Below are 26,528 nucleotides of genomic sequence, written 5' to 3' on the forward strand. Positions count from 1 at the left end.
CCGTTCCTCGAGTCCCGCGCTCAGGCCGCCACACCGTCCCGGCGCAACGCTGCGATCTCCTCGTCCGTCATCCCCACGGCACGCAGCAACGTTTCGGTGTGCTCCCCGAGCGCGGGCACGGCCCCCATCCGTGCCTCGTCCCCGCCCGGCATGGTGATGGGCGGCAGCAGCGCCCGTAGCGGCCCCACCGGCGACTCCACCTCCCGCCACCGCCCCCTGGCCGCCAGCTGCGGATGCTCCGCGACCTCCCGTACGTCCCTGAGCCTGGCGCACGCGATGCCCGCGGCCTCCAGCCGCGCCACGGCCGTATCAGGATCCAGCGCGGCCAGCGCCTTCGCGACGGCCGCGTCCGTACGTTCCCGGTTCGCCACCCGCGCCGCGTTCGTCCCGTACGCCGGGTCGCTCCCCAACTCCGGCCGCTCCAGCACCTGTTCGGCCAGCCGCCGCCACTCCCGGTCGTTCTGCACCGACAGCAGCACCCGCCCGCCGCCCGCCGTCGGATAGGCGTCGTAGGGCGCGATGACGGCGTGCGCGAGCCCGGTGCGCGCCGGGGGTGTGCCGTCGTGCATCACATGGTGCAGCGGATGCCCCATCCACTCCGCGAGCGCCTCCAGCATCGACACCTCGACCGGCCCTCCACGGCCCGTCGTCCCCCGCCGCACGAGCGCCGCGAGGACGCCCGAGAAGGCGTACATGGCCGCCGCGATGTCGGCCGCCGGAATCCCCGCCTTCACCGGCTGCTCCGGCGTCCCGGTGACCGACACCAGCCCCGCCTCGCACTGCACGAGCATGTCGTACGCCCGCTTGTCCGCGTACGGCCCCGACGCCCCGTATCCGGAGATGTCCACGGCGACCAGCCGCGGGTGCGCCGCGCACAGCGTGGCCGCGTCGAGCCCGAGCCGGGCGGCGGCCCCCTGGGCGAGGTTCTGCACGAACACATCCGCGTCCGCCACCAGCCGCCGTACGACATCGAGCCCGCGCGGGTCCTTCAGATCGAGGGCGATCGACTCCTTGCCCCGGTTGCACCACACGAAGTGCGAGGCGAGACCGCGCGCGGCGGTGTCGTAGCCGCGGGCGAAGTCGCCGCCGTCGATCCGCTCGACCTTGATGACACGGGCGCCCAGGTCGGCGAGCTGACGGGTGGCGAAGGGGGCGGCGACGGCCTGTTCGACGGAGACGACGGTGATGCCTTCGAGGGGCAGGGGAAGCGGATCCATGCCGTGGATCATGACCCACGAGTGTCGCTCCGCGGAAGGAGGGCCCGCCTCACCGCTCGCCGCGTGCGTATCGTCGTACGGCGAGCGGTCCGAAGACGGCGATCAGCACCGCGCACCAGGCCAGCGACCCGGCCACGGGATGCGCCACCGGCCAGGCGGAGCCCTCCGGCACCGGAGCGTTGCCGAACAGGTCCCGCAGGGCCGTGGTCACCGCGCTGATCGGGTTCCACTCGGCGATCGTGCGCAGCCAGCCCGGCAGATTGTCCGTGGGGATGTAGGCGTTGGACAACAGCGGCAGCATGAAGGTGGCGCTGCCGAGCTGACCGGCGGCCTCCTCGCTCCGGGACAGCAGCCCGAGGAAGATCCCGACCCAGGTGCAGGCGAACCGGAACAGCAGCAACAGCCCGACGGCACCGGCCGCTTCCAGCGCGGACCCTTCGATGCGCCAGCCCACCGCGAGCCCGACCAGCAGATACGGCACTGTCCCGACAGCCGTGACGACGACATCGGCGACCGCCTGACCGAGGGGGACGGCCCCTCGGCTCATCGGCAGGGTGCGGAGCCGGTCCGTCACCCCTCGGTGTGAGTCCGCGGCCGCCTGGAACATCCCCGTCATGATCCCGTTGGCCGCGGTTGCCACCAGCAGGCCCGGGACGAGGAAGGACCGGTACTCAGCGCCCGGCATCGCGAGCGCGCTGCCGAAGACATAGCCGAAGAACAGCAGCATCGTGATCGGCATGGTCTGGGTGAGGATCACCAGCGCCGGGTTGTTCCGCGTCCGCCGAAGTTGCCGGCCGAGCATGGCGGTGCCGTCGAATGCCAAGGTGCTCATGCCACCAGTTCCTTTCCCGCGGTCAGTCGGAGGAAGACGTCGTCGAGGCTGGGCGGACGCAGGCTCGCGTCGAGCAACGGCACGCCCGCCGCGTCGAGTTCGCGGACGAGACGGGGGACGGTGAGGGTCTGGTCGGCGGTGACCGCGCCGACCGCGTTGCGTGCGTGGTCGAACGAGGGCTCGCTGCCGGTGAGTCGGTCCAGGACGGCGGCGGCCTCGGTCAGGGCGTCGGCGTGGGCGACGACGACTTCGGCGTACGAGCCGATGAGCGCCTTGAGTTGAGCGGGGGAGCCGGTGTGGGCGACACGTCCGCGGTCCACCAGGGCGATGTCGTCGGCGAGTTGATCGGCCTCGTCCAGGTACTGCGTGGTGAGCAGCACGGTCGTGCCGTCCGCCTTGAGGTCGCGGACCGCGTCCCAGATCTGATTGCGGGTGGCCGGGTCGAGGCCGGTGGTGGGCTCGTCGAGGAAGAGCACGTCGGGGCGGCGGATCAGGCTCGCCGCCAGGTCCAGACGGCGCCGCATCCCGCCCGAGTAGGTGGACGCCGGGCGGTCGGCGGCCTCGGCCAGCCCGAAGCGGTCCAGCAGCTCGCCCGCCCGCTCGGCAGGCCCCCGCACCCGGTGCAGCCGCGCGAACAGCCGCAGGTTCTGCCGCCCGGTGAGGTCCCCGTCGACCGACGCGTACTGCCCGGTGACGCCTATCCGGCGGCGTACGGCCGCCGCCTCCCGTACCAGGTCGTGCCCCGCGACCCGGGCCGACCCCGCGTCGGGCCGCAGCAGCGTGGTGAGCAGCCGGACGGCGGTGGTCTTGCCCGCGCCGTTGGGTCCGAGGACTCCGCAGACCGTGCCCTGCGCGACGGCCAGGTCCAGTCCGCGCAGGGCGTGAACCGCTCCGAACCGCTTCTCCAGACCCTCACTAAGTACAGCGTACGTAGAAGTCATGGGTCGACCATAGCGCACTACGTACGCTGTACGTAACTAGGATGGAGGCCGAGGTGATGATCGATGGCGGGCCGAGCGGCCGAACCCGAAGTGATCTGGGCACGTCCCGAGCGGACGGGCCGGGGGCCGAAACCCGCGTACACCCGCGCCGACATCGCGGCGGCGGCGGTGCGGGTCGCCGACGCGGAGGGGCTGGACGCGCTCTCGATGCGGCGGGTGGCCGGTGAGCTGGGCTGCGGCACGATGTCGCTCTACAACTACGTCCCCCGCAAGGAGGACCTGTACGAGCTGATGATCGACGCGATCGGTGCCGAGCACGACATCCGCGAGCCCTCGGGCGACTGGCGCGCGGACATGCTCCGCAACGCCCGGGAGACGCGCGCCATCATGCACCGCCACACCTGGGTGCCGCGGCTGATGTCGGGCGTGTACGGCTTCAGCCCCAACTCCCTGCGCTACCTGGAGCACTGCCTGGAATGCCTCGAACCGCTCGACCTCCCGTACAGCGCCAAGACGGAGCTGGTCGCGCTGCTCAACGCCGTGGTGACGACGTACGTCGCGAACGAGATCGCCACCGCCGAGCGCACCCGGTCCATGCCGTGGTCCGCGGAGGAGGAGAACGCGGTCCGTATCGCCTACCTCGGTAGCCAGGTCGCCACCGGCGCGTATCCGCGACTGGCCGCGGCGTTCATGGAGCAGAGCGGGCCGATTGATCTGGAGGGGGTGTTTGAGCGGGCGTTGGGGCGGGTGCTGGATGCTTTTGACCCGGACCGGTAGTTCGTCGGGTGCGGGTTCGTTGTGGCTGGTCGCGCCCACGCGGCGGAGCCGCAAATCGACACAGTCCCGCGCCCCTTCGGGGGCGCTACAGCAGCGTTAGTTGGCCCTCCGGGCCCTCTTCGTGTGTGTCCAGTACCGATGCCGGGCGGCGGGACTGGGGCGGCGGTGGGAGTACGGCCGCTCTGTGCAGGTCGGTCGCTGTGACGGGGGACGTCAACTGGTCCGGGAGAGGTGGGACTTCGGAGAGCAGGGCCAGTACGGTGATCAGCTCCAGCAGCTCCGATGTCCAGGTCTGGGGCCAGGTGGTCGGGCGGATCGATTTGAGGGTGCCCGTTGGTTCGGTGGGTGCCGTCCGTGCCGTGAACCATGCCTCCAGCACCCGGACCCCGCTCACCTCGAAGTCCCAGGACTCGGGCGGTACCGGGGAGATACGGCCCTCGTCGATCTGCAGGGCCTCCTCCTCGCGGTCGTAGAGGAGGGTGTGGGGTCGGGCCGGAAGCGGGGCGCGGACGTAGGGCCGGCGACCGCCGGGGAGCTTCGGGCGCTCGCCGTCGCGGCACATCAGCCGGAGGACCCGACGGCCCGACTCCACGCCCCGCGCCCAGAGTTCGGGGTCCCCGGTGAGGGGTACGGCGAGGTCGACACGGACCGCCGCCATGATCCAGGCCAGCACGTCCACCGGCTCCGGCACCTCGCCCAGACGCTCACCCAGGTACTCCGACAGCCCCGGCGCCAGGTTCGGGTCCACTCCGCCCGGACGGCGATACAGCGGCCGGACACGGCCCGGCCGCAGCAGCGGCAGCAGCGAAGTCGCCAGGAGGACCGGCCCCGCCCCACCGCCCGCCGTCTCAGCCACGAACACCTGCCGCTCGTCCGCCACCCGCCACAACTCCGGCCGCGCCACGTCGATCAGCCGGTGATCGGGGATCAGCCACTGCTCATCGAAGGGCGCGTGCAGCACCCGCACGGGCTCCGGGCACGGCCCGGCGGCCCGGGCCAGCTTCTCCGTGCCGCTGCTCTGCCCCGGCAACTGCCCGACCGCCGAGTGCAGCGTCCGCGACCTGGTCGGCTCGAACAGCGCCTCCCGATCCGGCCCCTCGGCCTTCACCAACGCATCCCACCGAGCTTTCAGGGACGCCGCATCGGGCCCCGTCGGCCACCCCCGCCCGATCCGCGGCGATGCGACGGACCACGGCATGAGATCCGCCAGCAGCGGAGCGTCGTCGTGCGTCACGCAGAGCATCGTAGGACTTGCCTAAGACAAGCGCCCCAAAGGGGCGCGGGGAACTGCGCGACAAGCCCCCACAAACCCGCAGACAAAGAACTACGCGTCCAGCGTCACCGTGAAAGAGAAGCGGTCGCCTCGGTAATGGATCACCGCCGCGTCCAGCACCCGGCCCTCCCCGTCGTACGTCACCCCCGTGTAATGCAGGATCGGGCTGAGCAGCGGAACCTGGAGCAGCCGAGCCGTCTCCGGATCGGCGAGCCTCGCCTCCACCGTGTCCGTGATGCGGCTGATGTCCGCCCCGACGACATCCCGCAGCACCTTGGTCATCGGCCAGCGCAGCAGATCCGCGGGATCGATGCGCGTGGCCAGTTCGGGACGCACGTAGTTGCGGGCGTGGTTCGTCGGCTCGCCCGTCTTCTCGTCGCTGCGCAGGCGGTGGTACGTAGCCACCTCGTCCATCTCCGGGAAGTACACGGCGAGTTCGGCCGGCGCGGGCGCCTTGCCGTGGTCGAGGAGTTCGGTCGTCATGCCGGACTGCTGGGCCACGATCGCGTCCACGGAGCCGAGCAGCCGCACCGGGGCGCCTCTTATGGCATCCGGTTCGATGAACGTGCCGCGCCGGCGATGGCGGGTGATCAGCCCCTCGTCCTCCAGCTCCTTCAGCGCCTGCCGCATGGTCAGCACGCTCACGCCGTAGTGCCCCGCCAGCTGCTCCTCGGTCGGCAGCCGCAGCGGGTCCTGGGGCGAGCGGCCGAGGATCGAGGCGCGCAGCGACTGCGACACCTGATACCAGAGCGGCAGCTTGCGGTTCAGGACGATCGAGTCCGGGGCGAAGGAGGTCATTGGGCCATCCGTACCGGCAGGCGATCCTCAGTGCAAGGGGCGGAAGTGGCGTTCGAGGCCCTGCCACACGTCGTCGTACCCGCGCTGCAGATGCTCCGCCCTGGCTGCCTGCGCGGTCAGCGTCACCGGCCAGCGGGTCTCGAACATGAACGCCAGCCCGTCGTCGACCTTGTGCGGCCGCAGCTCGGCGGTACTCGCGCGGTCGAAGGTCTCCCGGTCCGGGCCGTGCGCCGACATCATGTTGTGGAGTGATCCGCCGCCCGGCACGAAGCCCTCCGCCTTCGCGTCGTACGCGCCCTCGATGAGCCCCATGTACTCGCTCATCACGTTCCGGTGGAAGTACGGCGGCCGGAACGTGTCCTCGCCCACCAGCCAGCGCGGCCCGAACACGACGAAGTCCACGCCGGCGAGCCCCGGGGTGTCGCTCGGCGACGTCAGCACCGTGAAGATCGACGGGTCCGGGTGGTCGTAGCTGATGGTGCCGAGCACATTGAAGCGGCGCAGGTCATAGGCGTACGGCACATGGTTGCCGTGCCAGGCGACCACGTCGAGCGGGGAGTGGTCATAGGTGGCCGTCCAGAGGTTCCCGCAGAACTTGTTGACCACCTCGACCGGACCCTCGATCTCCTCGTACGCGGCCACGGGCGCCCGGAAATCCCGGGCGTTGGCAAGTCCGTTGGCGCCGATCGGGCCGAGGTCGGGCAGCTGGAACGGCGCACCATAGTTCTCGCACACATAACCCCGGGCGGAAGCATCCAGCAGCTCCACACGGAAGCGCACCCCACGAGGAACCAGCGCCACATGTCCCGGCTCTACATGCAGCAGCCCGAACTCCGTGCGCAGCAGCAGCCCGCCGTGCTCCGGCACGATCAGCAGCTCTCCGTCGGCGTCGCTGAAGACGCGGTCCATGGAGGAGTTGGCGTGATAGAGGTGCACGGCGATACCGGTGCGCTGGGTCGCGTCGCCGTTGCCACCCAGGGTCCACAGGCCCCGCAGGAAGTCCGTGCCGGCCGGCGGCTCGGGCAGGGGGTTCCAGCGCAGCCGGTTCGGGTCGGGCACCGACTCCGTGAAGGGCGCCGTACGGATCGAGCCGTTCTCCGTGCGCGTGAACGCCGGGTGCGCGGCCGAAGGGCGGATCCGGTACAGCCAGGAGCGGCGGTTGTGGGCGCGGGGCTCGGTGAACGCCGTACCGCTGAGCTGCTCCGCGTACAGCCCGAGCGGGGCGCGCTGGGGCGAGTTGCGGCCCTCGGGCAGGGCGCCCGGGACAGCCTCCGAGCTGTGCTCATTGCCGAAACCGGAGAGGTAGGCCAGCCCCTCGGCGGTCTTCCGTGCGTCCCCGCTCATGATCAGTGCTCCCTCGCGATCTGATTCCTATGCTCCACCGTAGGATTGCGGTTTCGTGGGCGCAAGAGGGTCCCCATGACCTCCCCAGGTTGTACGCCGAGAACCCGACTCCAGGGGGATTCGAGGTGTCGGACCGTTGTTCTAGGCTCGCCGCCATGTCGTGGACGCGTGTACTGCTCGCGGCGCTCGCGGTCTGTGTCCTGCTCCTCGCCGGAGCGGCGGGCTGCGGCTCCGGTGACGCGGGCGAGGGCGGGAGCCGGAAGAACGGGGAGTCGATGTCACCGGTCGGCGAGCTCCTCGACGCCACCGACGACGAGGGGCGGCGCTACCGCGAGGTGGACGACGAGGACGCACCCGAAGTCGGCATCGAGGTGCAGCCGGACGCCGACGAGGGCTGGGACGTACGCCTTACGGTCCACAACTTCCGCTTCTCGCCGCCCGGCACCAAGGCCGAGGCCGTGCCCGGCCGGGGTCTCGCCCACCTCTTCGTCGACGGCCGCCGCATCGCCCGGCTCCGTGCCCCCGAGTACCGCCTTTCGGCCGACCTCGTCCAGCGTGGTACGCACCACGTCACCGTCCGGCTCTACGCCGACGACGGCACGGTGTGGGCCGTGGACGGCGAGCCCGTCGAGAGCACGGCCGACATCACGGCGTCGCAGCCGGGACCGACGGCGCGCACGAGCGCGCCCGCAGGGCGGTGAATGTGGCCGACAACAGGGGGCGAGCTTCACCGGGCCCGGGCGGAGGGGCATCATGAAACCCGTGCCTCATGCGACCTCGCTCCGTCGTGCGCCCATCCAGCGGCGCAGCGCCGAACGGCTGACCAGGATCCTCGACGCCTGCGCCGACCTCCTCGACGAGGTCGGCTACGACGACCTGAGCACCCGTGCCGTCGCCCAGCGCGCGGGCGTCCCGATCGGCTCGGTCTACCGCTTCTTCGGCAACAAACGGCAGATGGCCGACGCGCTGGCCCAGCGCAACCTCGAGCGCTACACCGAGCGCGTCACCGTCCGCCTCGAGGAGGCCGGCGACGGCGACGGAGGCTGGCGGGTCGCGATGGACGCCGTCCTCGACGAGTACCTCGCCATGAAGCGCACCGCGCCCGGCTTCTCCCTCGTCGACTTCGGCAACCAGATCCCGGTCGGCACCCGGCACTCCGAGCCCAACCACCGCGTCGCCGACCGCCTCACCGACCTGCTCTCCGGCTATCTCGACCGCAGCCCCGACGACGATCTGCGGCGCACCTTCCTCATCGCCGTGGAAACCGCCGACACCCTCGTCCACCTGGCCTTCCGGGTGGCCCCCGAGGGCGACGAGAAGATCATCGAGGAGGCGCGGGAGCTGCTGCGGGCGTACCTGGCGCGCGTCCTGGACTGACTTCCGCGGCCCTCCGGCCCTCGCGGGTTTCCGACCTCACCCCCGGCAGACCCTCCCCCTCGTGCATACCGGTCGGTATGCTCGACCGCAGTTCGTGCGTCACCGTCGCCGCCGCCCCCCGGGAGGACCCGTGTCCCGCACCGCCCTGCGAATCTGCCCCCTGTGTGAGGCCACCTGCGGGCTGACCCTCACCATCGAGGGCACCCGTGTCACCGGTGCCCGCGGTGATCGTGACGATGTGTTCAGCGAAGGGTTCATCTGCCCGAAGGGCGCCTCCTTCGGCGCCGTCGACGGCGACCCCGACCGGCTGCGCACACCCCTCGTCCGCAAGGACGGCGAGCTGCGCGAGGCCACCTGGCAGGAGGCGTTCGACGCGGTCGCCGCCGGTATCCGCCCGGTCGTCGAGCGCTACGGCGCCAACTCCGTCGGCGTCGTCCTGGGCAACCCGAACGTCCACACCATGGCCGGCGCCCTCTACCCGCCCGTCCTGCTCGCCGGCCTCGGCACCCGCAGCCTGTTCACTGCCTCCACGGTCGACCAGATGCCCAAGCACGTCTCCAGCGGGCTCCTCTACGGCGACGCCCTCGCGATCCCCGTACCCGACCTGGACCACACCGACCACCTGCTCCTCATCGGCGCCAACCCCCTGGAATCCAACGGGAGTCTGTGCACCGCCCCCGACTTCCCCGGCAAGCTCAAGGCCCTCAAGGCCCGCGGCGGCACCCTCACCGTCATCGACCCGCGCCGCACCCGCACCGCCAAACTCGCCGACCGCCACCTCGCCATCCGCCCCGGCACGGACGCCCTGCTGCTCGCGGCGATGACGTACGTCCTCTTCGAGGAGGACCTCGTCGACCTCGTCGATCTGACGCCCCATGTGCAGGGCGTCGAAGAACTCCGGGACGCCGTACGGCACTTCACGCCCGAAGCCGTCACCGCCGCCTGCGACATCGACGCCGGCGTCATCCGCGCCCTCGCCCGCGAACTCGCCGCCGCCCCCACCGCCGCCGTCTACGCCCGCATCGGCAGCTGCACCGTCTCGCACGGCACCCTGGCCAGCTGGCTCGTCGACGTCCTCAACATCCTCACCGGCAACCTCGACCGCCCCGGCGGCGCGCTCTTCCCGCAGTCGGCCACCGACAAGACACCCCGGCCCGCCGGACCCGGCCGCGGCTTCCAGCTCGCCCGCTGGCACTCCCGCGTCAGCGAACACCCCGAGGCCAAGGGCGAGCTGCCGCTGTCCGCGCTCGCCGAGGAGATCGACACCGCCACACCCGAGGGCGAGCCGATCCGGGCCCTCATCGCCATCGCCGCCAACCCGGTGCTGTCCGCCCCCGACGGCGACCGGCTCGACAAGGGCCTCGACTCGCTCGACTTCATGGTCAGTGTCGACCCCTACCTCAACGAGACCTCCCGCCACGCCCACGTCGTCCTGCCGCCGCCCCCGCCCTCCCAGAGCGCCCACTACGACTTCGCCTTCAACACCTTCGCCGTACGCAATCAGGTCCGCTACACCCGCGCCGCCGTCCCGCTCGAACCCGGCCGTATGTCCGAGAGCGAGATCCTCGCCCGGCTGACCCTCGCGGCGACCGGCATGCACGGCGCCGACCCCGCGGCCGTGGACGCGCTGGTCGTACAGCAGACCCTGGGCAAGGCCGTCAGGGAGCCGCACTCGCCCGTGCACGGCAGGGACCCTGAGGAACTGGCGGACCAGCTCACCGGCGAGAACGGCCCCGAGCGGCGGCTCGACATGATGCTGCGCCTCGGCCCCTACGGCGACGGGTTCGGCATACGACCGGACGGCCTGACCCTGGAGAAGGTCCTGGCGCATCCGCACGGCATCGACCTCGGACCGCTGCACCCCCGGCTGCCGCAGCCGCTGAAGACCACGAGCGGCACAATCGAGCTGCTGCCGCAGCCGATCGCCGACGACCTGCCCCGGCTGACGCGCGCCCTCGACGAGCGGCCCGACGGACTCGTCCTGATCGGCCGCCGCCATCTGCGCTCCAACAACAGCTGGATGCACAACGTGCCCGCCCTCACCGGCGGCACCAACCGCTGCACCCTGCACATCCACCCCGCCGACGCCGAACGCCTCGGCGTCCGCGACGGGGCGCCGGTGCGGCTGAAGGGCGCCGGGGGAGAGGTGACGGCCCCGGCCGAGGTCACCGACGGCGTCCGGCAGGGCGTGGTCAGCCTGCCGCACGGATGGGGCCACAACCGTCCCGGCACCCGGCTCGGCCACGCCTCCACCGACCCCGGCGTCAACGTCAACCAGCTCCTCGACGGCAGCCTGCTCGACCCGCTGTCGGGCAACGCGGTCCTCAACGGAGTTCCCGTGGAAATCTCCCCTGTGACCGAAGCCGTGACCGAAGCCGTGACCGAAAAGCTCACCCCGCTGACCTGAGCAAAGCCGTGACCAGGAGTTTTGCGCTTATTGCTCGCATGTCAACGTCTTGTTAACGCCGTTCGACGGCACCTAACGTCATCGCACTGCCGACTCCGGTGGGAGTTCAAGGGCGAACGTTAGGTATCCACTCATGCTGACCATCCTCGGCTTCGCCATGATCGCGACCTTCCTGGTCCTGATCATGATGAAGAAGATGTCGCCGATCGCGGCGCTCGTGCTGATCCCGGCACTGTTCTGCGTGTTCGTCGGGAAGGGCGCCAAGCTCGGTGACTACGTCATCGACGGCGTGACCAGCCTTGCCCCGACCGCGGCGATGCTCATGTTCGCGATCGTCTACTTCGGAGTGATGATCGACGTCGGGCTCTTCGACCCGATCGTCCGGGGGATCCTCAAGTTCTGCAAGGCCGACCCGATGCGCATCGTCGTCGGCACCGCCGTACTCGCCGCCATCGTCTCGCTCGACGGCGACGGCTCGACCACCTTCATGATCACGGTCTCGGCGATGTACCCGCTGTACAAGCGCCTGAAGATGAGCCTGGTCGTCATGACCGGTGTCGCCGCGATGGCCAACGGCGTGATGAACACCCTGCCGTGGGGCGGCCCGACGGCCCGCGCCGCCACCGCCCTCAAGCTGGACGCCAGCGAGATCTTCATCCCGATGATCCCGGCCCTCGCCGTCGGCCTCCTCGGCGTCTTCGTGCTCTCGTACGTCCTCGGCATGCGCGAGCGCAAGCGGCTCGGCACGCTGACGCTGGACGAGGTGCTGGTCGACGAGAAGGAGACGGAGACCGTTCTCGTGGGCGCCGGAGGCTCCGGCAAGACCCCGGTGGCCACCGGCGGCTCGGGTGCCGGCACGGACGCCGACGCGCCCGACGACGAGGACGACAGCATGCTCAAGGTCCTCGACCCGGCCCGGCCCACCCTGCGCCCCAAGCTGTACTGGTTCAACGCGCTGCTCACGGTGGTCCTGCTCACCGCCATGATCATGGAGTGGCTGCCGATCCCGGTGCTGTTCCTGCTCGGCGCCGCCCTGGCGCTGACCGTCAACTTCCCGCACATGCCCGACCAGAAGGCCCGCATCGGCGCCCACGCCGAGAACGTCCTCAACGTCTCCGGCATGGTCTTCGCCGCCGCCGTCTTCACCGGCGTCCTCCAGGGCACCGGCATGGTCGACCACATGGCCAAGTGGATGGTGGACGTCATCCCCGAGGGCATGGGCCCGCACATGGCCCTGGTCACCGGTCTGCTGAGCCTCCCGCTCACCTACTTCATGTCGAACGACGGCTTCTACTTCGGTGTCCTGCCGGTCCTCGCCGAAGCCGGTGCCGCGCACGGCGTCTCCCCGCTGGAGATGGCCCGCGCCTCCCTGGTCGGCCAGCCGCTGCACATGTCGAGCCCGCTCGTCCCGGCCGTGTACGTCCTGGTCGGCATGGCCAAGGTGGAGTTCGGCGACCACACGAGGTTCGTGGTGAAGTGGGCGGCCCTCACATGTCTGATCATCCTCGGGGCAGGCATCCTCTTCGGAATCATCTGACGTACCGCACGGAGGACTCGACCATGGCGCCCGGTGGGAACCGCGGCTGGCTGCTCCGCCTCGTCATCGCCTTCAGCTTCGCGCAGGGGGCGGTGTCGATGGCCCGGCCCGCCGTCTCCTACCGGGCGCTCGCGCTGGGCGCCGACGAGCGGGCGATCGGCGTCATCGCGGGTGTGTACGCCCTGCTCCCGCTGTTCGCCGCCGTCCCGCTGGGCCGCCGTACCGACCACGGCCGCTGTGCGCCCCTGCTGCCCGCCGGAGTGGTCCTGATATCCGGCGGCTGCGCGCTCAGCGGCCTCGTGGACTCCCTCTGGGCGATGGCGATCTGGAGCGGAGTGATGGGTCTCGGACACTTGTCCTTCGTCATCGGCGCCCAGTCGCTCGTCGCCCGCCAGTCCGCCCCGCACGAACAGGACCGTAACTTCGGCCACTTCACCATCGGCGCCTCGCTCGGCCAACTGGTCGGCCCGATCGCGGCGGGCGCGCTGATCGGTGGCCGGGACATGGCCGGGACGAGTGCCCTCGCGCTGCTGGTCGCGGGTGCGGTCGCGGCGGTCGCGTTCACGTCGCTGTGGCGCATAGAGGACCGTACGACCGCCAAGTCCCGTACTGCGCAGGGCGACCGCGTCCCCGTCCAGCGCATCCTGCGCGCCCGGGGTGTCCCCGCGGGCATCCTCATCAGCCTCTCCGTGCTGTCCGCGACCGACATCCTCACCGCCTATCTGCCGGTGGTCGGCGAGCACCGGGGCATCGCGCCGTCGGTCATCGGCGTACTGCTCAGCCTGCGCGCGGCGGCCACGATCGCCTGCCGTCTGGTGCTGACCCCGCTGCTGAGGCTGCTGGGCCGGACGCTGCTGCTCACCGTGACCTGTCTGCTGGCGGCCCTGCTGTGCGCGGGCATCGCGCTGCCGGTGCCGGTGTGGGCGCTGGCCCTGATCCTCGTCGCCCTCGGCTTCTGCCTCGGCGTCGGCCAGCCGCTGTCCATGACGACGGTCGTCCAGGCGGCCCCCGACGGCGCCCGCTCCACGGCCCTCGCACTCCGGCTGACCGGCAACCGCCTCGGCCAGGTCGCCGCCCCGGCGACCGCGGGTCTGGTCGCGGGGGTCGCGGGTGTGGCGGCGCCGTTCGTGATGCTGGGGGGTCTGTTGCTGCTGTCGGCGGGGGTCGCGCTGCGGACGCCGAAGGGGCCCGAGGGCCCTGGCCCCGCCTCGCAGGCGCGGCCGAAGCGCTCCAGATTCCGCCGCACGAGTGATATCTGACGACGCGCCGGGGTCGGTACGGCGCGTCGTGGTGCGCGTAACGGAGAGTCAGGCGAAAGAACGATTTGTATGAAAATCGTCTGAATCGGAGGAGCGCGCATGCCCACCCAGACACCCACACGTACCTTCCGCCGCCGCGCGGGCGCCACTGTCGTCCTCACCGCCCTCACCGCGGCGGGCGCGTCATGGGTGGCGGCGCCGACGGCGTCGGCCCAAGGGGAGAACGGCGACATCAGGATCCACAGCGCGGGCGTGCCCTTCGGGGACTCGAGAGACGAGCCGGTGGTCTGCAGGTTCTATCTCGACGCCGTCAACTTCGACGTCCTCCCCGCCATCGCCTACACCATCACGCCGCAGCCTCCGCTGCCCTCCGCCGCCACCGTCGCCGGCACCATCCAGCTCGGCGGGGGTGCCGGTCACACCGACCAGCTGAGGCTCGCGGACGGGCAGTACAAGATCACCTGGATCGTGCTGGGCGCCCCCAAGGAGAAGGTCTTCCGCGTCAACTGCCGCGACCGCAACCGCATCGAGGACAACCACCGCGCCGACGCGGCCTGGGGGCCGGGCGACCACCGCGGCCCGCGGGGCGGTGTGCACGCGGGCGGCGGCGGTCTCGTCGACAGCGCCGCCGCGTTCGCGCCGGTGACCGGCGCGGCGGCCGTGGTCGCCCTCGGCGGCACCATGTACTTCCGGATGAACCGCCGCCGGCCCCATGGTGCCGCGTAGGCGCAGACGCAGGCCCTGGCACCGGACGCGCGCCTACCGCCTGACCAGGACGGCCCTGCTCGCGGCCGTCCTGGTCATGGTGGGGGTGCGGTGCGAGAGGCCGGACATGCCGGTGGCGCCGGAGGGAGCCGACGGCCCGGCCCCCGTGGCGGCCCCCGCCCCGTCCCGCCCCACACCCTCCGCTCCCCCCGTCCGCGCCGAACGCCGTACCACACCCACACCCACACCCGCGCCCCCACTCCGCCCGCTGCCCCGGTCCCGGCCGACGACCCTCCGCATCCCGTCCCTCGGTATCGACGCCCCGGTCATGGGCCTCGGGCTCGACCCGGACCGGGAACTGGAGACGCCCCCGATCGACAAACCCAAGCTCGTCGGCTGGTACGAGGGCGGCCCCACGCCCGGCGAGCCCGGCACCGCGATCGCCGTCGGCCACCGCGACACCAGAACCGGCCGCGCCGTCTTCGCCGGGCTGGCCGAGGTGAAGCCCGGCAAGCCGATCGAGGCGCGGCGCGCGGACGGCCGTACCGCCGTCTACACCGTGGACCGGGTCAAGGTCTTCGACAAGGCGGACTTCCCCGACAAGGAGGTCTACGGCCCGGCCAAGCGCCCGGAACTCCGCGTGATCACCTGCGGTGGCCTCTTCAGCCGGCGCTCGGGCTACACCAGCAACGTGGTGGTCTTCGCCCACCTGACCGCCACAAAGTGACCAACCTCTTCCCCGACCGCGCACATTCCGTTAACTTCCGTGACCCACAGCCCCGTTCGACCCGAGCGGGGCATATCGACCGCGGAACCAGCGCACGAGTGAGCCCTCGGGGGCACCTGTCATGACACGCGCCATCTCTCTGCACGATGTGAGCAAGGTGTACGACCGTGGTGTCCGTGTGGTGGACCGGCTGTCGCTGGACATCGAGCCCGGTGAGTTCCTGGTGCTGCTCGGGCCGTCCGGGTGCGGGAAGTCCACCGTGCTCAGAATGATCGCGGGGCTGGAGGAGATCACCGAGGGCGAGTTGCTGCTCGACGGCGAGTACGCCAACGATCTGCTGCCGTACGGGCGGAACATGGCGATGGTCTTCCAGAACTTCGCGCTGTATCCGAGCATGACCAGCCGCGACAACATCGGCTTCCCGCTGCGCATCGAGGCGCCCGGCGCGGACCCCCGCCCGCGCGTGGACGCCACCGCCCGCATGCTGGGCATCGAGGACCTGCTCGACCGCTTCCCCGGCCAGCTCTCCGGCGGCGAACGCCAGCGCGTCGCCATGGGCCGCGCCATCGCCCGGCACCCCTCCGCGTTCCTGATGGACGAACCGCTGTCCAACCTGGACGCCAAGCTCCGCAACCACCTACGGGCCGAAATATCCGCCCTCACCCGCGAGTTGGGCGTCACCACGGTGTACGTCACCCACGACCAGGCCGAGGCCATGTCGCTCGGCGACCGGGTCGCCGTCCTGCGCGGCGGCCGCCTCCAGCAGGTCGGCACCCCGCGCTCGGTCTACGCGCTGCCCCGCAACGTCTTCGTCGCCGCCTTCATCGGCATCCCGCGCATCAACCTGCTGCGCGGCCTGGTGCGCGCCCCGCTCGACGGCGCGATGACCATCAGCCTCGGCAAGCAGTATCTGCGGCTGCCCGAACCCCTGTCCCTGGACCACCAGTTGCTCCGTGTCCAGCAGGGCCGGGAGGTCATCGTCGGCCTGCGCTCGGAGGCGATACGCATCGCCAAACCGGCGTCCGCACGGCCCGGTGAGGCCGTGCTCACCGGCCTGGTCGAGCATGTCGAGTTCCAGGGCCACGAGGTCCTCGTCCACTTCAACACCGGCTCCCACCCGGCCGTCGTACCCGATCTGGAGGCCCCGCGCCCGGCCCGCCCGGTCCGGCGCCGGCGCCGCGAGGGCGGTACGGTCCTGGACCGCATCCGCGAGCGCGCGGGCGCGCGGCGCGCGGGACCGGTGGTGGTCCTGGACCACCCGGCGGACGCGGCCCCCGAACCGGCGCCGCCCGAGGGCCGGCTCCCCGGCGACCTCATCGTCCGCACCACCCCGGACATCGAACTCCGGCACGGAATGCAGGTCCCTCTCCTCGTCGACATCGCCCACCTGTTCGTCTTCGACCAGCACGGCGAGCGGATCTGCCCGGCTCCGGCGCGTTTGCCGGACTTGGACGAGTGAGCCTCGCGACGATGGGTGCATGAATCTCCAACTCACCCGTACCCAGGCCGCGTTCGCCGTGGCCGGACTGCTGCTCGCCGTCGGCGCTCCGACCGCCTACGCCACCTTCGACGACGGGACCTCCGCCGCACCGCCGCGCGGAGAGCCGTACATCGAGACCCAGCTCTTCTTCGGCACCGCGCGCCCGGACGGCGGCCCGGCCGTCACCGACAAGCAGTTCATGGCCTTCATCGACAAGGAGGTCACCCCCGGCTTCCCGAACGGGCTGACCGTGCAGAGCGGGCGCGGGCAGTGGAAGGACATGAGCGGCGCGATCGAGAAGGAGCGGTCGTACGAGCTGATCCTGCTGTATCCGGTGGCGGAGGCGGGCCCGAGCGACCGGAAGATCGAGGAGATCCGCCGGGACTACGAGAAGGCCTTCGGCCAGGAGTCGGTGGGCCGGGTCGACGACCGGGCCCAGGTCGACTTCTGACCGGTCCGTAAGCTCAGGCCCCCCTGGCGAGCAAAAACTAACATCGCTAGTTTGGTGCTCGGAGCACATGGTCCCGCCCGGGAGGAAGCACGATGAAGGCACACGACGGCATGTACATCGACGGCGCCTGGCGCCCCGCCGCCGGTCACGACGCGATCGAGGTCGTGAACCCGGCCGACGAGGAGGTCATCGGCCGGGTTCCGGCCGGCGGCGCCGAGGACGTCGACACCGCCGTACGGGCCGCCCGCGCCGCCCTCCCGGGCTGGGCCGCGACCCCGCCCGCCGAACGGGCCGCACGCCTGACCGCCCTCCGGGACGTCCTCGTGGCCCGCAAGGACGAGATCGCCGAGACGGTCACGGCCGAGCTCGGCTCGCCGCTGAAGTTCTCCGAGAACGTCCACGCGGCCGTCCCGATCGCGGTCGCGGGCTCGTACGCCGAGCTGGCGGCGACGTACGCCTTCGAGGAGAAGGTCGGCAACTCGACCGTCTTCCATGAGCCGATCGGCGTGGTCGGCGCGATCACGCCCTGGAACTACCCGCTCCACCAGATCGTCGCCAAGGTAGCCCCGGCGCTGGCGGCGGGCTGCACGGTCGTGCTGAAGCCCGCCGAGGACACCCCGCTCGTCGCCCAGCTCTTCGCCGAGGCGGTCCACGAGGCCGGGGTCCCCGCCGGCGTCTTCAACCTCGTCACCGGCCTCGGCCCGGTCGCGGGCCAGGCGCTCGCCGAGCACCCGGGCGTCGACCTGGTCTCGTTCACCGGCTCCACGGCCGTCGGACGGCAGATCGGCGCGACCGCGGGCGCGGCCGTCAAGAAGGTCGCCCTGGAGCTGGGCGGCAAGTCCGCCAACGTCATCCTCCCGAGCGCCGACCTCGCCAAGGCCGTCAACGTCGGCGTCGCCAACGTCATGTCCAACTCCGGCCAGACATGCAGCGCGTGGACGCGGATGCTGGTGCACCGGGAGCAGTACGACGAGGCGGTGGAGCTGGCCGCCACCGCCGCCGCCAAGTACGGCGAGCGCATCGGCCCCGTCGTGAGCGCCAAGCAGCAGGCGCGGGTGCGCGGTTACATCGAGAAGGGCGTCGCGGAAGGCGCGCGGATCGTCGCGGGCGGCGCGGAACCCCCGTACGAGCAGGGCTACTTCATCGCGCCCACGGTCTTCGCCGATGTCACCCCCGACATGACGATCGCCCAGGAGGAGATCTTCGGGCCGGTCCTGTCGATCATCCGGTACGAGGACGAGGACGACGCGCTGCGGATCGCCAACGGCACGGTCTACGGGCTCGCCGGCGCCGTGTGGGCGGGCGACGCGTCGGAGGCGGCGGCCTTCGCGCGCCGCATGGACACCGGGCAGGTCGACATCAACGGCGGACGCTTCAACCCCCGTGCCCCCTTCGGCGGTTACAAGCAGTCAGGTGTGGGCCGCGAACTCGGTGCGCACGGCCTGGCCGAGTACCTCCAGACCAAGTCCCTGCAGTTCTGAGGAGCCCGCACATGGTTCGCGCCGCCGTCCTTCCCGCCATCGGCTCCCCGCTGGAGATCACCGACATCGACCTGCCCGACCCCGGCCCGGACCGCATCCGCGTCCGCCTGGCCGCCGCCGGCGTCTGCCACTCCGACCTGTCCCTGTCCAACGGCACCATGCGGGTACCGGTCCCGGCCGTCCTCGGCCACGAAGGCGCCGGGACGGTCGTCGCCGTGGGCGAGGGGGTCACCCACCTCGCCCCCGGCGACCACGTCGTCCTCAACTGGGCCCCGTCCTGCGGAAGTTGCCACGCCTGCTCGCTCGGTGAGGTCTGGCTGTGCGCCAACGCGCTGAACGGCGCCGCCGACGTCCACGCCCGGCGCACATCCGACGGCACCGACCTCCACCCCGGCCTGAACGTGGCCGCGTTCGCCGAGGAGACGGTCGTCTCCGCGTCCTGCGCCCTCCCGCTCCCCGAGGGCATCCCGCTCACCGACGCGGCCCTCCTCGGCTGCGCGGTCCTCACCGGCTACGGTGCCGTCCACCACTCGGCACGTGTCCAGCCGGGGGAGACGGTGGCGGTGTACGGCGTCGGGGGAGTGGGGCTCGCGGCACTTCAGGCGGCCCGTATCGCGGGCGCTTCGAAGATCGTCGCGGTCGATGTCTCCCTGGAGAAGGAGGAGTTGGCGCGGGCCGCGGGTGCCACGGACTACGTCGTCGCCTCCGACACCACGGCCCGCGAGATCCGCGCCCTCACCGGCAAGCAGGGCGTCGACGTCGCCGTCGAGTGCGTGGGCCGCGCGACCACCATCCGCACGGCCTGGGACTCCACCCGCCGCGGCGGACGCACCACGGTCGTGGGCATCGGCGGCAAGGACCAGCAGGTCACCTTCAACGCCCTGGAGATCTTCCACTGGGGCCGCACCCTGTCGGGCTGCGTCTACGGCAACTCGGACCCCGTGAAGGACCTCCCGGTCCTCGCCGAGCACGTCCGCGCGGGCCGCCTGGACCTGGGGGCGCTGGTGACGGAGCGGATCGCGCTGGACGGGATTCCGGCGGCGTTCGAGAACATGCTGGCGGGGAAGGGCGGACGGGCGCTGGTGGTGTTCTGAGGCAGCGGTGAGCCCGGAGCCCCCCTGGGTGCTCCGGGCAACCTTCGCGCACAACCGTTGACGGCATACCGTCCGGTCAGTACGTTCGCCGCCAACGTCCCCAGCACCCACCGGAGTGTGCACGCATGGACATGGCCCCCTCCGCCCACCCGCTCCCCACGACCACCGTCCCCACGGTCAACCGCCGCCGCGTAGCCACCGCGGCAGCGCTCGCCTCGGCCGTCGAGTGGTACGACTACTTCGTCTTCGGCATCGCCGCCGCCCTCGTCCTCGGCGACCTGTACTTCCCCGCCGGCAACTCCACCGCCGGAGTACTCGCCTCCTTCGCCACCTTCGCCGTCGGCTTCCTCGCCCGTCCCCTCGGCGGCATCGTCGCGGGCCAGCTCGGCGACAAGCGAGGCCGCAAACCCATGCTGGTCCTCGCGCTCACGCTGATGGGCGTCGCCACCACCGGCATCGGCCTGCTCCCGACGTACGAGACGATCGGCGTCGCCGCCCCGATCCTCCTGGTCCTGCTCCGCGTCGCCCAGGGCGTCGCCGTCGGCGCGCAGTGGGGCGGTGCGATGCTGCTGGCCACCGAGTACGCCCCCGAGGGCAAGCGCGGTGTCTACGGCAGCGTCGTCCAACTCGGCGTCCCCATCGGCGTGGTGACCGCCAACACCGTCTTCCTGCTGGCCGGCGCCTTCACCTCCGAGTCGGCGTTCGCCGCCTGGGGCTGGCGCATCCCGTTCCTGATCGGCCTGTTCGTGCTCGCGCTCGCCTGGTACATCCACACCCGCGTCGAGGAGACCCCCGAATTCCGGGCGGCAGAACGGGAGTTGAGCGAGAAGGGGAAGTCGGAGCAGACCTCCCCGCTGCGCACGATCCTCCGCAACCACCTCGGCACGGTCCTCCTCGCCGGCGGCTCCTTCGCCGTGAACACCGCGACCTTCTACATCCTCATCACCGGCGTCCTCGACTACACGACCCGCGAACTCGACATGAAACGCAGCGCGGTCCTCACGGTCTCTCTCTGCGTCAGCCTCACCCAGCTGATCCTCATCCCCGCGTCCGCCGCCCTGTCCGACCGCGTCGGCCGCATCCGGGTCTACGCGTTCGGCGCGGCCGGCATCGCGCTGTGGGCCGTACCGCTGTTCCTGCTGATCGACACGGGTTCGCTGCTGTGGCTGGCCGTCGGCACCTTCGTCGCCAGCTGCTTCCTCAGCATCATGTACGGCCCCCAGGCCGCGCTGTTCGCCGAGCTGTTCACGGCCGAGATGCGTTACACCGGCGCCTCCCTGGGCTACCAGATCGCGGCCGTGTGCGGCGGCGGACTCGCCCCCTTCGTGATGGTGCTGCTCCTGGAGGCCACCGGCACGTCGATGGCGGTGTCCGCCTACATCATCGGGCTCTCCGTCATCGCCCTGCTGTCCATCAAGGTCCTTGCGGACAGGGCGCGTTCACGTTGATTCCGAGGCCCGCTCGGGCTGCGACGCCGGCGGCACCGCCTCCGGCGTCGCAGCCCGTGCGCGCGACCGCGACACCGCCACCCCGGCCAGACACAGCGCCCCGCCCGCGAGCGTGAGCAGCTTCGGCACCTCGCCGAGCGCCAGCCACGACATCAGGACGACCAGTGCGGGAACGGCGTACGTCGTCGCTCCCATCTTGCTGGCCGTCGTACGGGACAGCGCGTAGGCCCACGTCGTGAAGGCCAGCGCGGTCGGGAACACGCCGAGATAGACCATGTTGAGCGTCGCCGACAGCGGTGCGTCCGCCGCGTCCGACACCAGCTGCCCGGCGAACGGCAGACAGGCCACCGCCCCGACCAGACACCCGAACGTCGTCACCTGGAGCACACTGGCATGCCCGAGCGCGGGCTTCTGCGCCACGACCCCGCCCGCGTAACCGACAGCGGCCAGCAGACACAGCACCACACCGAGCACCGACGATCCGTCTCCGCCCGACATCGACACCCCCACGGCCACCGCACCCGCGAACGACACCGCCATGCCCGCCAGCAGCCGCGGCGGCATCGCATCACCGAGCAGCCGCGCGGCGAGCAGCGCCACCAGGATCGGCCCGATGTTCACCACCAGGGCGGCCGTCCCCGCATCCACCTGCTGCTCGCCCCAGTTGAGCGCGACCATGTAGAACCCGAACCACAACACCCCCGATATAGCGATCCCGGGCCACGCCGCCCGCGGCGGCCAGCCCTCCCGCCGAACGAGACAGAAGATCCCCAGCGTCAGGGCTCCCGCCAGCAACCGCCCGAGCGCCAGCGCACCCGGCGAGTACGACTCACCGGCACTGCGGATGGACACGAAGGCGGAGGCCCAGAGGACGACGGTGACGGTGGCGGCTCCGGCGGCGAGGAGATCGGTGCGGCGGGCGGGGGAGGGGTTCATCATGCTCCAGAGGCTAGGTGGGGAGGATGGGGGAGGCTCGCGAATTTCGGACGGTGAGATGGGCAGGTCAGGGGTGGCATGCGGGGTGGGGCGACCGCTCGTTCGGCACCTGGTTCACACGGGGGACTGCAGCGCCCCGCTAGGGGCGCGGGGAACTGCGCGACCAGCCCCCACACACCCGCACCCGGCACACAACAGAAGCTCCCCTCACCGCAACGCCCCCGCCGAGATACCCAACAGCTCCCCCAGCACCCGCTCCCCCGACGGAGTCACTGTCACGGCCCGCTCGGACCCGATCCGCACACACCAGCCGGCGTCCAACGCATGACGGCACAACGCCGCCCCCGCCACGCCCGCAAGATGGGAACGCCGCTCCGTCCAGTCGAGGCACCCACGGGCCAGCGGACGCCGTCCCTTGCGCTCGAGCCCGATGCCGACCGAGTCGAACCACCGCAGCCCCGCCTCCGTGAGCGCGAACCCGGTGTCCTGGCTCAGCAGTCCGCGCTCGGTCAGCGCGTCGGTGAGCGTGATGCCGAGCCGCCCGGCGAAGTGGTCGTAGCAGGTGCGGCCGCGGGCCATCGCGGACCCGGCGGTCGACTCCCGGAGGGAGCGCGGGCGCGCTGCCGCATCCGGTGCGACCTGCGCGGCCAGGTCCTCCAGCAGCTGCGCGACCTGCGGATCGGCGAGACGGACGTACCGATGGCGCCCCTGCCGCTCCTCCGCGAGCAGCCCGCCCGCGACGAGCCTGCCCAGGTGCCCGCTCAGCGTCGACGCGGCGACACCCGCGTGCCGGGCCAGCTCACCGGCGGTCCACGCCCGCCCGTCGAGCAGTGCGAGCAGACACACGGCCCGCGTCTCGTCGGCGACGAGCCCGGCTAGCCGGGCCAGTTCGGGGGCTCGGGCGTCCTTGGCGGTCATGTGTTCCAGGATGGGCCACTGAAACTTCGGCCTGGACCGAACGGTGGCGCTCTGCTGGGGGCGTGCGTCGGCTGCGGGTCCGTTGTGGCTGGTCGCGCAGTTCCCCGCGCCCCTATCGGGGCGCTGTCGCTCAGGTCGTGTGCTTGAACTGCTCGTACTGCTGCACCAACCCGTCCAGCAGTGCCGTCAGCCCGGTCTCGAAGGCCCGCTCGTCGATCTTCTCCTGCTGGTCGGCGAGAAGGTGCGCCTGCCCGAGGTGGGGATAGTCCGCGGGGTCGTACGCGCTCGCGTCGTCCACGAAGCCCCCGGCGAACGAGCCGAGTGCGGAGCCCATGATGAAGTACCGCATCAGCGCGCCGATCGAGGTGGCCTGCGCGGGGGGCCAGCCGGCCTCGACCATCGCGCCGTAGACGGCGTCGGCGAGGCGCAGTCCGGCGGGGCGGCGGCCGGGGCCCTGGGCCAGGACCGGGACGATGTTCGGGTGGTCGCGCAGGGCGGCCCGGTAGGAGACGGCCCAGTCGTGCAGGGCGGTCCGCCAGTCCCGGTCGTCCTCGAACATCGACAGATCGACCTGGGCGCTCACCGAGTCGGCGACCGCCTCCAGGATCTCGTCCTTGGTCCGGAAGTGGTTGTAGAGCGAGGGCCCGCTCACGCCCAGCTCGGCGGCGAGCCGGCGTGTCGAGACCGCCGCGAGACCCTCCGCGTCCACGAGCGCCCGTGCAGCGTCGACGATCCGGTCGGTGCTGAGGAGGGGCTTGCGCGGTCGGGCCATGGCGCACATAGTAGGGCTGCGAGCCGGAAACTAGCAGTGCTAATTTAAATGTACGTCTTTCAAGTAGGGCCGACTTAGGGGTGACTTCGGCATGAACCTGGAGCTCAGCGAGGAGCAGACCGCCGTCCGGCAGCTCGCCCGGGACTTCGTGGACCGCGAGATCACCCCGCACGTCGTCGCCTGGGACCGCGCGGAAGACGTCGACCGGGCCATCGTGAAGAAGCTCGCCGAGGTCGGCTTCCTGGGGCTGACGATCGACGAGGAGTACGGCGGCAGCGGCGGCGACCATCTCGCGTACTGCCTGGTGACGGAGGAACTCGGCCGCGGTGACTCCTCCGTGCGCGGCATCGTGTCGGTCTCCCTCGGCCTGGTGGCCAAGACCATCGCCGCCTGGGGGAGCGAGGAGCAGAAGCGCCGCTGGCTGCCGGGGCTGACCTCCGGCGCGTACGTCGGCTGCTTCGGCCTCACCGAGCCGGGCACCGGCTCCGACGCCGGCAACCTCGCCACACGCGCCGTCCGGGACGGTGACGACTACGTCATCAACGGCACCAAGATGTTCATCACGAACGGCACTTGGGCCGACGTCGTCCTGCTCTTCGCCCGCTCCACGGACGCGCCCGGCCACAAGGGCGTCTCCGCGTTCCTCGTACCGACCGCCACACCCGGCCTTACCCGCCGCACCATCCACGGCAAGCTCGGCCTGCGCGGCCAGGCCACCGCCGAACTCGTCCTCGAGGACGTCCGCGTCCCCGCCTCCGCGGTGCTCGCGCCCGAGGGCAAGGGCTTCGCGGTCGCCATGTCGGCGTTGGCGAAGGGGCGGATGTCGGTGGCCGCGGGCTGCGTCGGCATCGCGCAGGCCGCGCTGGACGCGGCGGTGCGGTATGCGACCGAGCGGGAGCAGTTCGGCAGGACCATCGCGCACCATCAGCTCGTACAGGAACTGATCAGTGACATAGCGGTCGACGTCGATGCCGCCCGGCTGCTGACCTGGCGCGTCGCCGACCTCGTCGACCGTGGCCTGCCCTTCGCCACCGAGTCCTCCAAGGCCAAGCTGTTCGCCTCGGAGGCCGCCGTCCGCGCCGCCAACAACGCCGTCCAGGTCTTCGGCGGCTACGGCTACATCGACGAGTACCCGGCGGGCAAGCTGCTGCGCGACGCCCGCGTGATGACCCTCTACGAGGGCACCAGCCAGATCCAGAAGCTGGTGATCGGGCGGGCGTTGACGGGGGTTTCGGCTTTCTGAGTACGACTCCGTACGTCTCTGAGTACCTCGGCGGATGTGGTGCGCCCCACATCCGCCGACCCTTGTCCCCATGAGTGACACAGCGGGCAAGCAGCAGAACACGGCCGCCTTCTACGGGCAGGCGGTCGCCTCCTTCGTCGTCGCCATGGCCGCCACGGCGATCGGCATCTTCAAGCTGGAGGCCGATGTCTGGGTGCGGGCGTTCCTGGCGATCGCCGTCCTGTACCTCGTCACCTCCGCGTTCACCCTCGCCAAGGTGATCAGGGACCGGCAGGAGGCGGAGAACCGCGCGTACCACCCGTTCGAAAAGCTCTGAGCGGGCACGCTAAGCGCTCGCTCACCTTGAGCGGTATGGTGGTGGCCTTGTCGGTGAGAGGGGCGAACGAGCGATGAGTGCGGCGCAGGAGACGGCCGGCGGCGAACCGCAGGCGTGGGGCGAGGTCACGCCGGACGCGGCCCGGCGGCTGCTGATCGCCGCCGTGGAGGCCTTCGCCGAGCGCGGCTACCACGCCACCACGACCCGTGACATCGCCGGCCGCGCCGGTATGAGCCCGGCCGCGCTCTACATCCACTACAAGACCAAGGAAGAGCTGCTCCACCGCATCAGCCGGATCGGCCATGAGAAGGCGATCGACATCCTGCGTACGGCGGCGCAGCGCCAGGGCAGCCCGGCGGAGCGGCTCGCCGATGCCGTGAGTTCCTTCGTGCGCTGGCACGCCGGGGGGCGCACCACCGCGCGGGTCGTGCAGTACGAACTCGACTCGCTCGGCCCCGAGGCCCGCGCGGAGATCGTCGCGCTGCGCCGGCAGTGCGACGCCGAGGTGCGCGGGATCATCGAGGACGGTGTGGCCGCGGGCGACTTCGACGTCCTCGATGTGAAGGGCACCACGCTCGCGGTGCTCTCGCTCTGCATCGACGTCGCCCGCTGGTTCAGCATCGACGGTCCGTGGACCCCGGACGAGGTCGGCGCGCTCTATGCCGACCTCGTGCTGCGGATGGTGGGGGCGAAGTAGCTCCCCGCGCGGACGGGCCCTGGGGTCAGAGGTAGTAGCGGGACACCGACTCGGCGACGCACACCGGCTTGTCGCCGTCCTCGCGCTCCACGCTGAAGGCGACGGTCACCTGCACGCCCCCGGCCACCTCGTCGACGCCGCTGATCGTGGCGGTGGCGCGCAGACGCGATCCGACCGGCACCGGTGCGGGGAAACGGACCTTGTTCGTCCCGTAGTTGACGCCCATCTTCACGCCCTCGACCTTGATGAGCTGAGGCCCGAAGAGCGGAAGCAGCGACAGTGTGAGATACCCGTGGGCGATGGTGGTCCCGAAGGGCCCGGCCGCCGCCTTCTCCGGGTCGACGTGGATCCACTGGTGGTCGCCCGTGGCCTCCGCGAACAGGTCGATCCGCTTCTGGTCGATCTCCAGCCAGTCGGTGTACCCCAGCTGCTCGCCCACCGCCGCCTTCAGTTCGTCGGCGGACGTGAAGATCCTCGGCTCTGCCATGTCCCGGCCCT

At 71.3% G+C, this 26,528-nt stretch carries 26 protein-coding genes; 16 read left to right on the forward strand and 10 right to left on the reverse strand.

Annotated elements, in window-relative coordinates; translation table 11 throughout:
• Positions 1-20 precede the first annotated feature (20 nt).
• Genes OG828_RS38630 through OG828_RS38640 form a run of 3 tightly spaced genes read right to left on the reverse strand, consistent with a single transcriptional unit; the run spans position 21 to position 2,990 of the window.
• Positions 21-1,229 carry a CaiB/BaiF CoA transferase family protein gene (locus OG828_RS38630; protein ID WP_328441403.1) on the reverse strand — a complete coding sequence of 403 codons (1,209 nt, stop codon included), beginning with the start codon at positions 1,227-1,229 and terminating at the stop codon, positions 21-23.
• 37 nt (positions 1,230-1,266) lie between these two features.
• Positions 1,267-2,049: an ABC transporter permease gene (locus OG828_RS38635; RefSeq protein ID WP_328441404.1), complete on the reverse strand. Its 783-nt coding sequence runs from the start codon at positions 2,047-2,049 to the stop codon at positions 1,267-1,269.
• Entirely contained in the window at positions 2,046-2,990 is a 945-nt protein-coding gene (locus tag OG828_RS38640) for an ATP-binding cassette domain-containing protein (protein WP_328503792.1), read from the reverse strand. Before OG828_RS38640 ends, OG828_RS38635 begins: the two co-directional genes overlap by 4 nt.
• Positions 2,991-3,053: 63 nt before the next feature.
• Between OG828_RS38640 and OG828_RS38645 the strand changes: the two genes are divergently transcribed.
• Positions 3,054-3,767: a TetR/AcrR family transcriptional regulator gene (locus OG828_RS38645; RefSeq protein ID WP_328503793.1), complete on the forward strand. Its 714-nt coding sequence runs from the start codon at positions 3,054-3,056 to the stop codon at positions 3,765-3,767.
• A gap of 85 nt (positions 3,768-3,852) precedes the next feature.
• Here OG828_RS38645 and OG828_RS38650 read toward each other — a convergent pair whose 3' ends face one another.
• The 3 genes from OG828_RS38650 to hmgA form a co-directional block, all read right to left on the reverse strand.
• Entirely contained in the window at positions 3,853-5,010 is a 1,158-nt protein-coding gene (locus tag OG828_RS38650; RefSeq protein WP_328503794.1) for a type ISP restriction/modification enzyme, read from the reverse strand.
• Positions 5,011-5,091: 81 nt separating this feature from the next.
• A complete protein-coding gene (locus OG828_RS38655) occupies positions 5,092-5,838 on the reverse strand; it encodes a GntR family transcriptional regulator (RefSeq protein ID WP_328503795.1) in 747 nt (248 codons plus the stop codon).
• Positions 5,839-5,865: 27 nt separating this feature from the next.
• Positions 5,866-7,182 carry a homogentisate 1,2-dioxygenase gene (hmgA, locus tag OG828_RS38660; protein WP_328503796.1) on the reverse strand — a complete coding sequence of 439 codons (1,317 nt, stop codon included), beginning with the start codon at positions 7,180-7,182 and terminating at the stop codon, positions 5,866-5,868.
• Between the two features lie 155 nt (positions 7,183-7,337).
• Between hmgA and OG828_RS38665 the strand changes: the two genes are divergently transcribed.
• The 12 genes from OG828_RS38665 (at position 7,338) to OG828_RS38720 (ending at position 21,148) form a co-directional block, all read left to right on the forward strand.
• Entirely contained in the window at positions 7,338-7,883 is a 546-nt protein-coding gene (locus OG828_RS38665) for a hypothetical protein (RefSeq protein WP_328503797.1), read from the forward strand.
• 52 nt (positions 7,884-7,935) lie between these two features.
• Positions 7,936-8,559: a TetR/AcrR family transcriptional regulator gene (locus OG828_RS38670; protein ID WP_328367476.1), complete on the forward strand. Its 624-nt coding sequence runs from the start codon at positions 7,936-7,938 to the stop codon at positions 8,557-8,559.
• A gap of 130 nt (positions 8,560-8,689) precedes the next feature.
• Positions 8,690-10,966, forward strand: coding sequence for a molybdopterin oxidoreductase family protein (locus OG828_RS38675; protein ID WP_328503798.1), 2,277 nt, complete (start codon positions 8,690-8,692; stop codon positions 10,964-10,966).
• Positions 10,967-11,099: 133 nt separating this feature from the next.
• Positions 11,100-12,503 (forward strand): CitMHS family transporter, encoded by a 1,404-nt coding sequence (locus OG828_RS38680; protein ID WP_328367481.1) that lies wholly within the window; start codon positions 11,100-11,102, stop codon positions 12,501-12,503.
• A 23-nt stretch (positions 12,504-12,526) separates the two neighbouring features.
• A complete protein-coding gene (locus OG828_RS38685; RefSeq protein ID WP_328503799.1) occupies positions 12,527-13,762 on the forward strand; it encodes an MFS transporter in 1,236 nt (411 codons plus the stop codon).
• 99 nt (positions 13,763-13,861) lie between these two features.
• Positions 13,862-14,488, forward strand: coding sequence for a hypothetical protein (locus OG828_RS38690; protein WP_328367487.1), 627 nt, complete (start codon positions 13,862-13,864; stop codon positions 14,486-14,488).
• Positions 14,475-15,194, forward strand: a complete 720-nt coding sequence (locus OG828_RS38695; protein WP_328503800.1) for a class F sortase — start codon at positions 14,475-14,477, stop codon at positions 15,192-15,194. Before OG828_RS38690 ends, OG828_RS38695 begins: the two co-directional genes overlap by 14 nt.
• A gap of 121 nt (positions 15,195-15,315) precedes the next feature.
• Positions 15,316-16,653, forward strand: a complete 1,338-nt coding sequence (locus tag OG828_RS38700; protein ID WP_328367492.1) for an ABC transporter ATP-binding protein — start codon at positions 15,316-15,318, stop codon at positions 16,651-16,653.
• 19 nt (positions 16,654-16,672) lie between these two features.
• On the forward strand, positions 16,673-17,125 hold the full coding sequence (locus tag OG828_RS38705) for a DUF3574 domain-containing protein (protein WP_328441413.1): 453 nt from the start codon (positions 16,673-16,675) through the stop codon (positions 17,123-17,125).
• A gap of 92 nt (positions 17,126-17,217) precedes the next feature.
• Positions 17,218-18,606, forward strand: a complete 1,389-nt coding sequence (locus OG828_RS38710) for an aldehyde dehydrogenase family protein (RefSeq protein ID WP_328503801.1) — start codon at positions 17,218-17,220, stop codon at positions 18,604-18,606.
• Positions 18,607-18,617: 11 nt separating this feature from the next.
• Complete coding sequence (locus OG828_RS38715; protein ID WP_328503802.1) at positions 18,618-19,700, forward strand: Zn-dependent alcohol dehydrogenase; 1,083 nt, start codon at positions 18,618-18,620, stop codon at positions 19,698-19,700.
• Positions 19,701-19,825: 125 nt separating this feature from the next.
• Positions 19,826-21,148 carry an MFS transporter gene (locus tag OG828_RS38720; RefSeq protein ID WP_328503803.1) on the forward strand — a complete coding sequence of 441 codons (1,323 nt, stop codon included), beginning with the start codon at positions 19,826-19,828 and terminating at the stop codon, positions 21,146-21,148.
• On the opposite strand, the gene OG828_RS38725 is transcribed toward OG828_RS38720, so the two are convergent.
• From OG828_RS38725 to OG828_RS38735, 3 genes are all read right to left on the reverse strand, one after another.
• Positions 21,140-22,087, reverse strand: a complete 948-nt coding sequence (locus OG828_RS38725) for a DMT family transporter (protein ID WP_443062467.1) — start codon at positions 22,085-22,087, stop codon at positions 21,140-21,142. The two genes, OG828_RS38720 and OG828_RS38725, sit on opposite strands and share 9 nt — an antisense overlap.
• A gap of 204 nt (positions 22,088-22,291) precedes the next feature.
• Positions 22,292-23,002, reverse strand: coding sequence for an ArsR/SmtB family transcription factor (locus OG828_RS38730; protein WP_328503804.1), 711 nt, complete (start codon positions 23,000-23,002; stop codon positions 22,292-22,294).
• A 130-nt stretch (positions 23,003-23,132) separates the two neighbouring features.
• Positions 23,133-23,774: a TetR/AcrR family transcriptional regulator gene (locus tag OG828_RS38735; protein ID WP_328503805.1), complete on the reverse strand. Its 642-nt coding sequence runs from the start codon at positions 23,772-23,774 to the stop codon at positions 23,133-23,135.
• Between the two features lie 91 nt (positions 23,775-23,865).
• Between OG828_RS38735 and OG828_RS38740 the strand changes: the two genes are divergently transcribed.
• From OG828_RS38740 to OG828_RS38750, 3 genes are all read left to right on the forward strand, one after another.
• Complete coding sequence (locus OG828_RS38740) at positions 23,866-25,017, forward strand: acyl-CoA dehydrogenase family protein (RefSeq protein ID WP_328503806.1); 1,152 nt, start codon at positions 23,866-23,868, stop codon at positions 25,015-25,017.
• A gap of 70 nt (positions 25,018-25,087) precedes the next feature.
• Positions 25,088-25,333: a YiaA/YiaB family inner membrane protein gene (locus OG828_RS38745; protein ID WP_210574749.1), complete on the forward strand. Its 246-nt coding sequence runs from the start codon at positions 25,088-25,090 to the stop codon at positions 25,331-25,333.
• A 73-nt stretch (positions 25,334-25,406) separates the two neighbouring features.
• Positions 25,407-26,030: a TetR/AcrR family transcriptional regulator gene (locus tag OG828_RS38750; RefSeq protein WP_328441422.1), complete on the forward strand. Its 624-nt coding sequence runs from the start codon at positions 25,407-25,409 to the stop codon at positions 26,028-26,030.
• Positions 26,031-26,055: 25 nt separating this feature from the next.
• On the opposite strand, the gene OG828_RS38755 is transcribed toward OG828_RS38750, so the two are convergent.
• On the reverse strand, positions 26,056-26,517 hold the full coding sequence (locus OG828_RS38755) for a MaoC family dehydratase (RefSeq protein WP_328503807.1): 462 nt from the start codon (positions 26,515-26,517) through the stop codon (positions 26,056-26,058).
• Positions 26,518-26,528 lie beyond the last annotated feature (11 nt).

Origin of the sequence: Streptomyces sp. NBC_00457 (assembly GCF_036014015.1) — a bacterium.
Classification (GTDB): domain Bacteria; phylum Actinomycetota; class Actinomycetes; order Streptomycetales; family Streptomycetaceae; genus Streptomyces.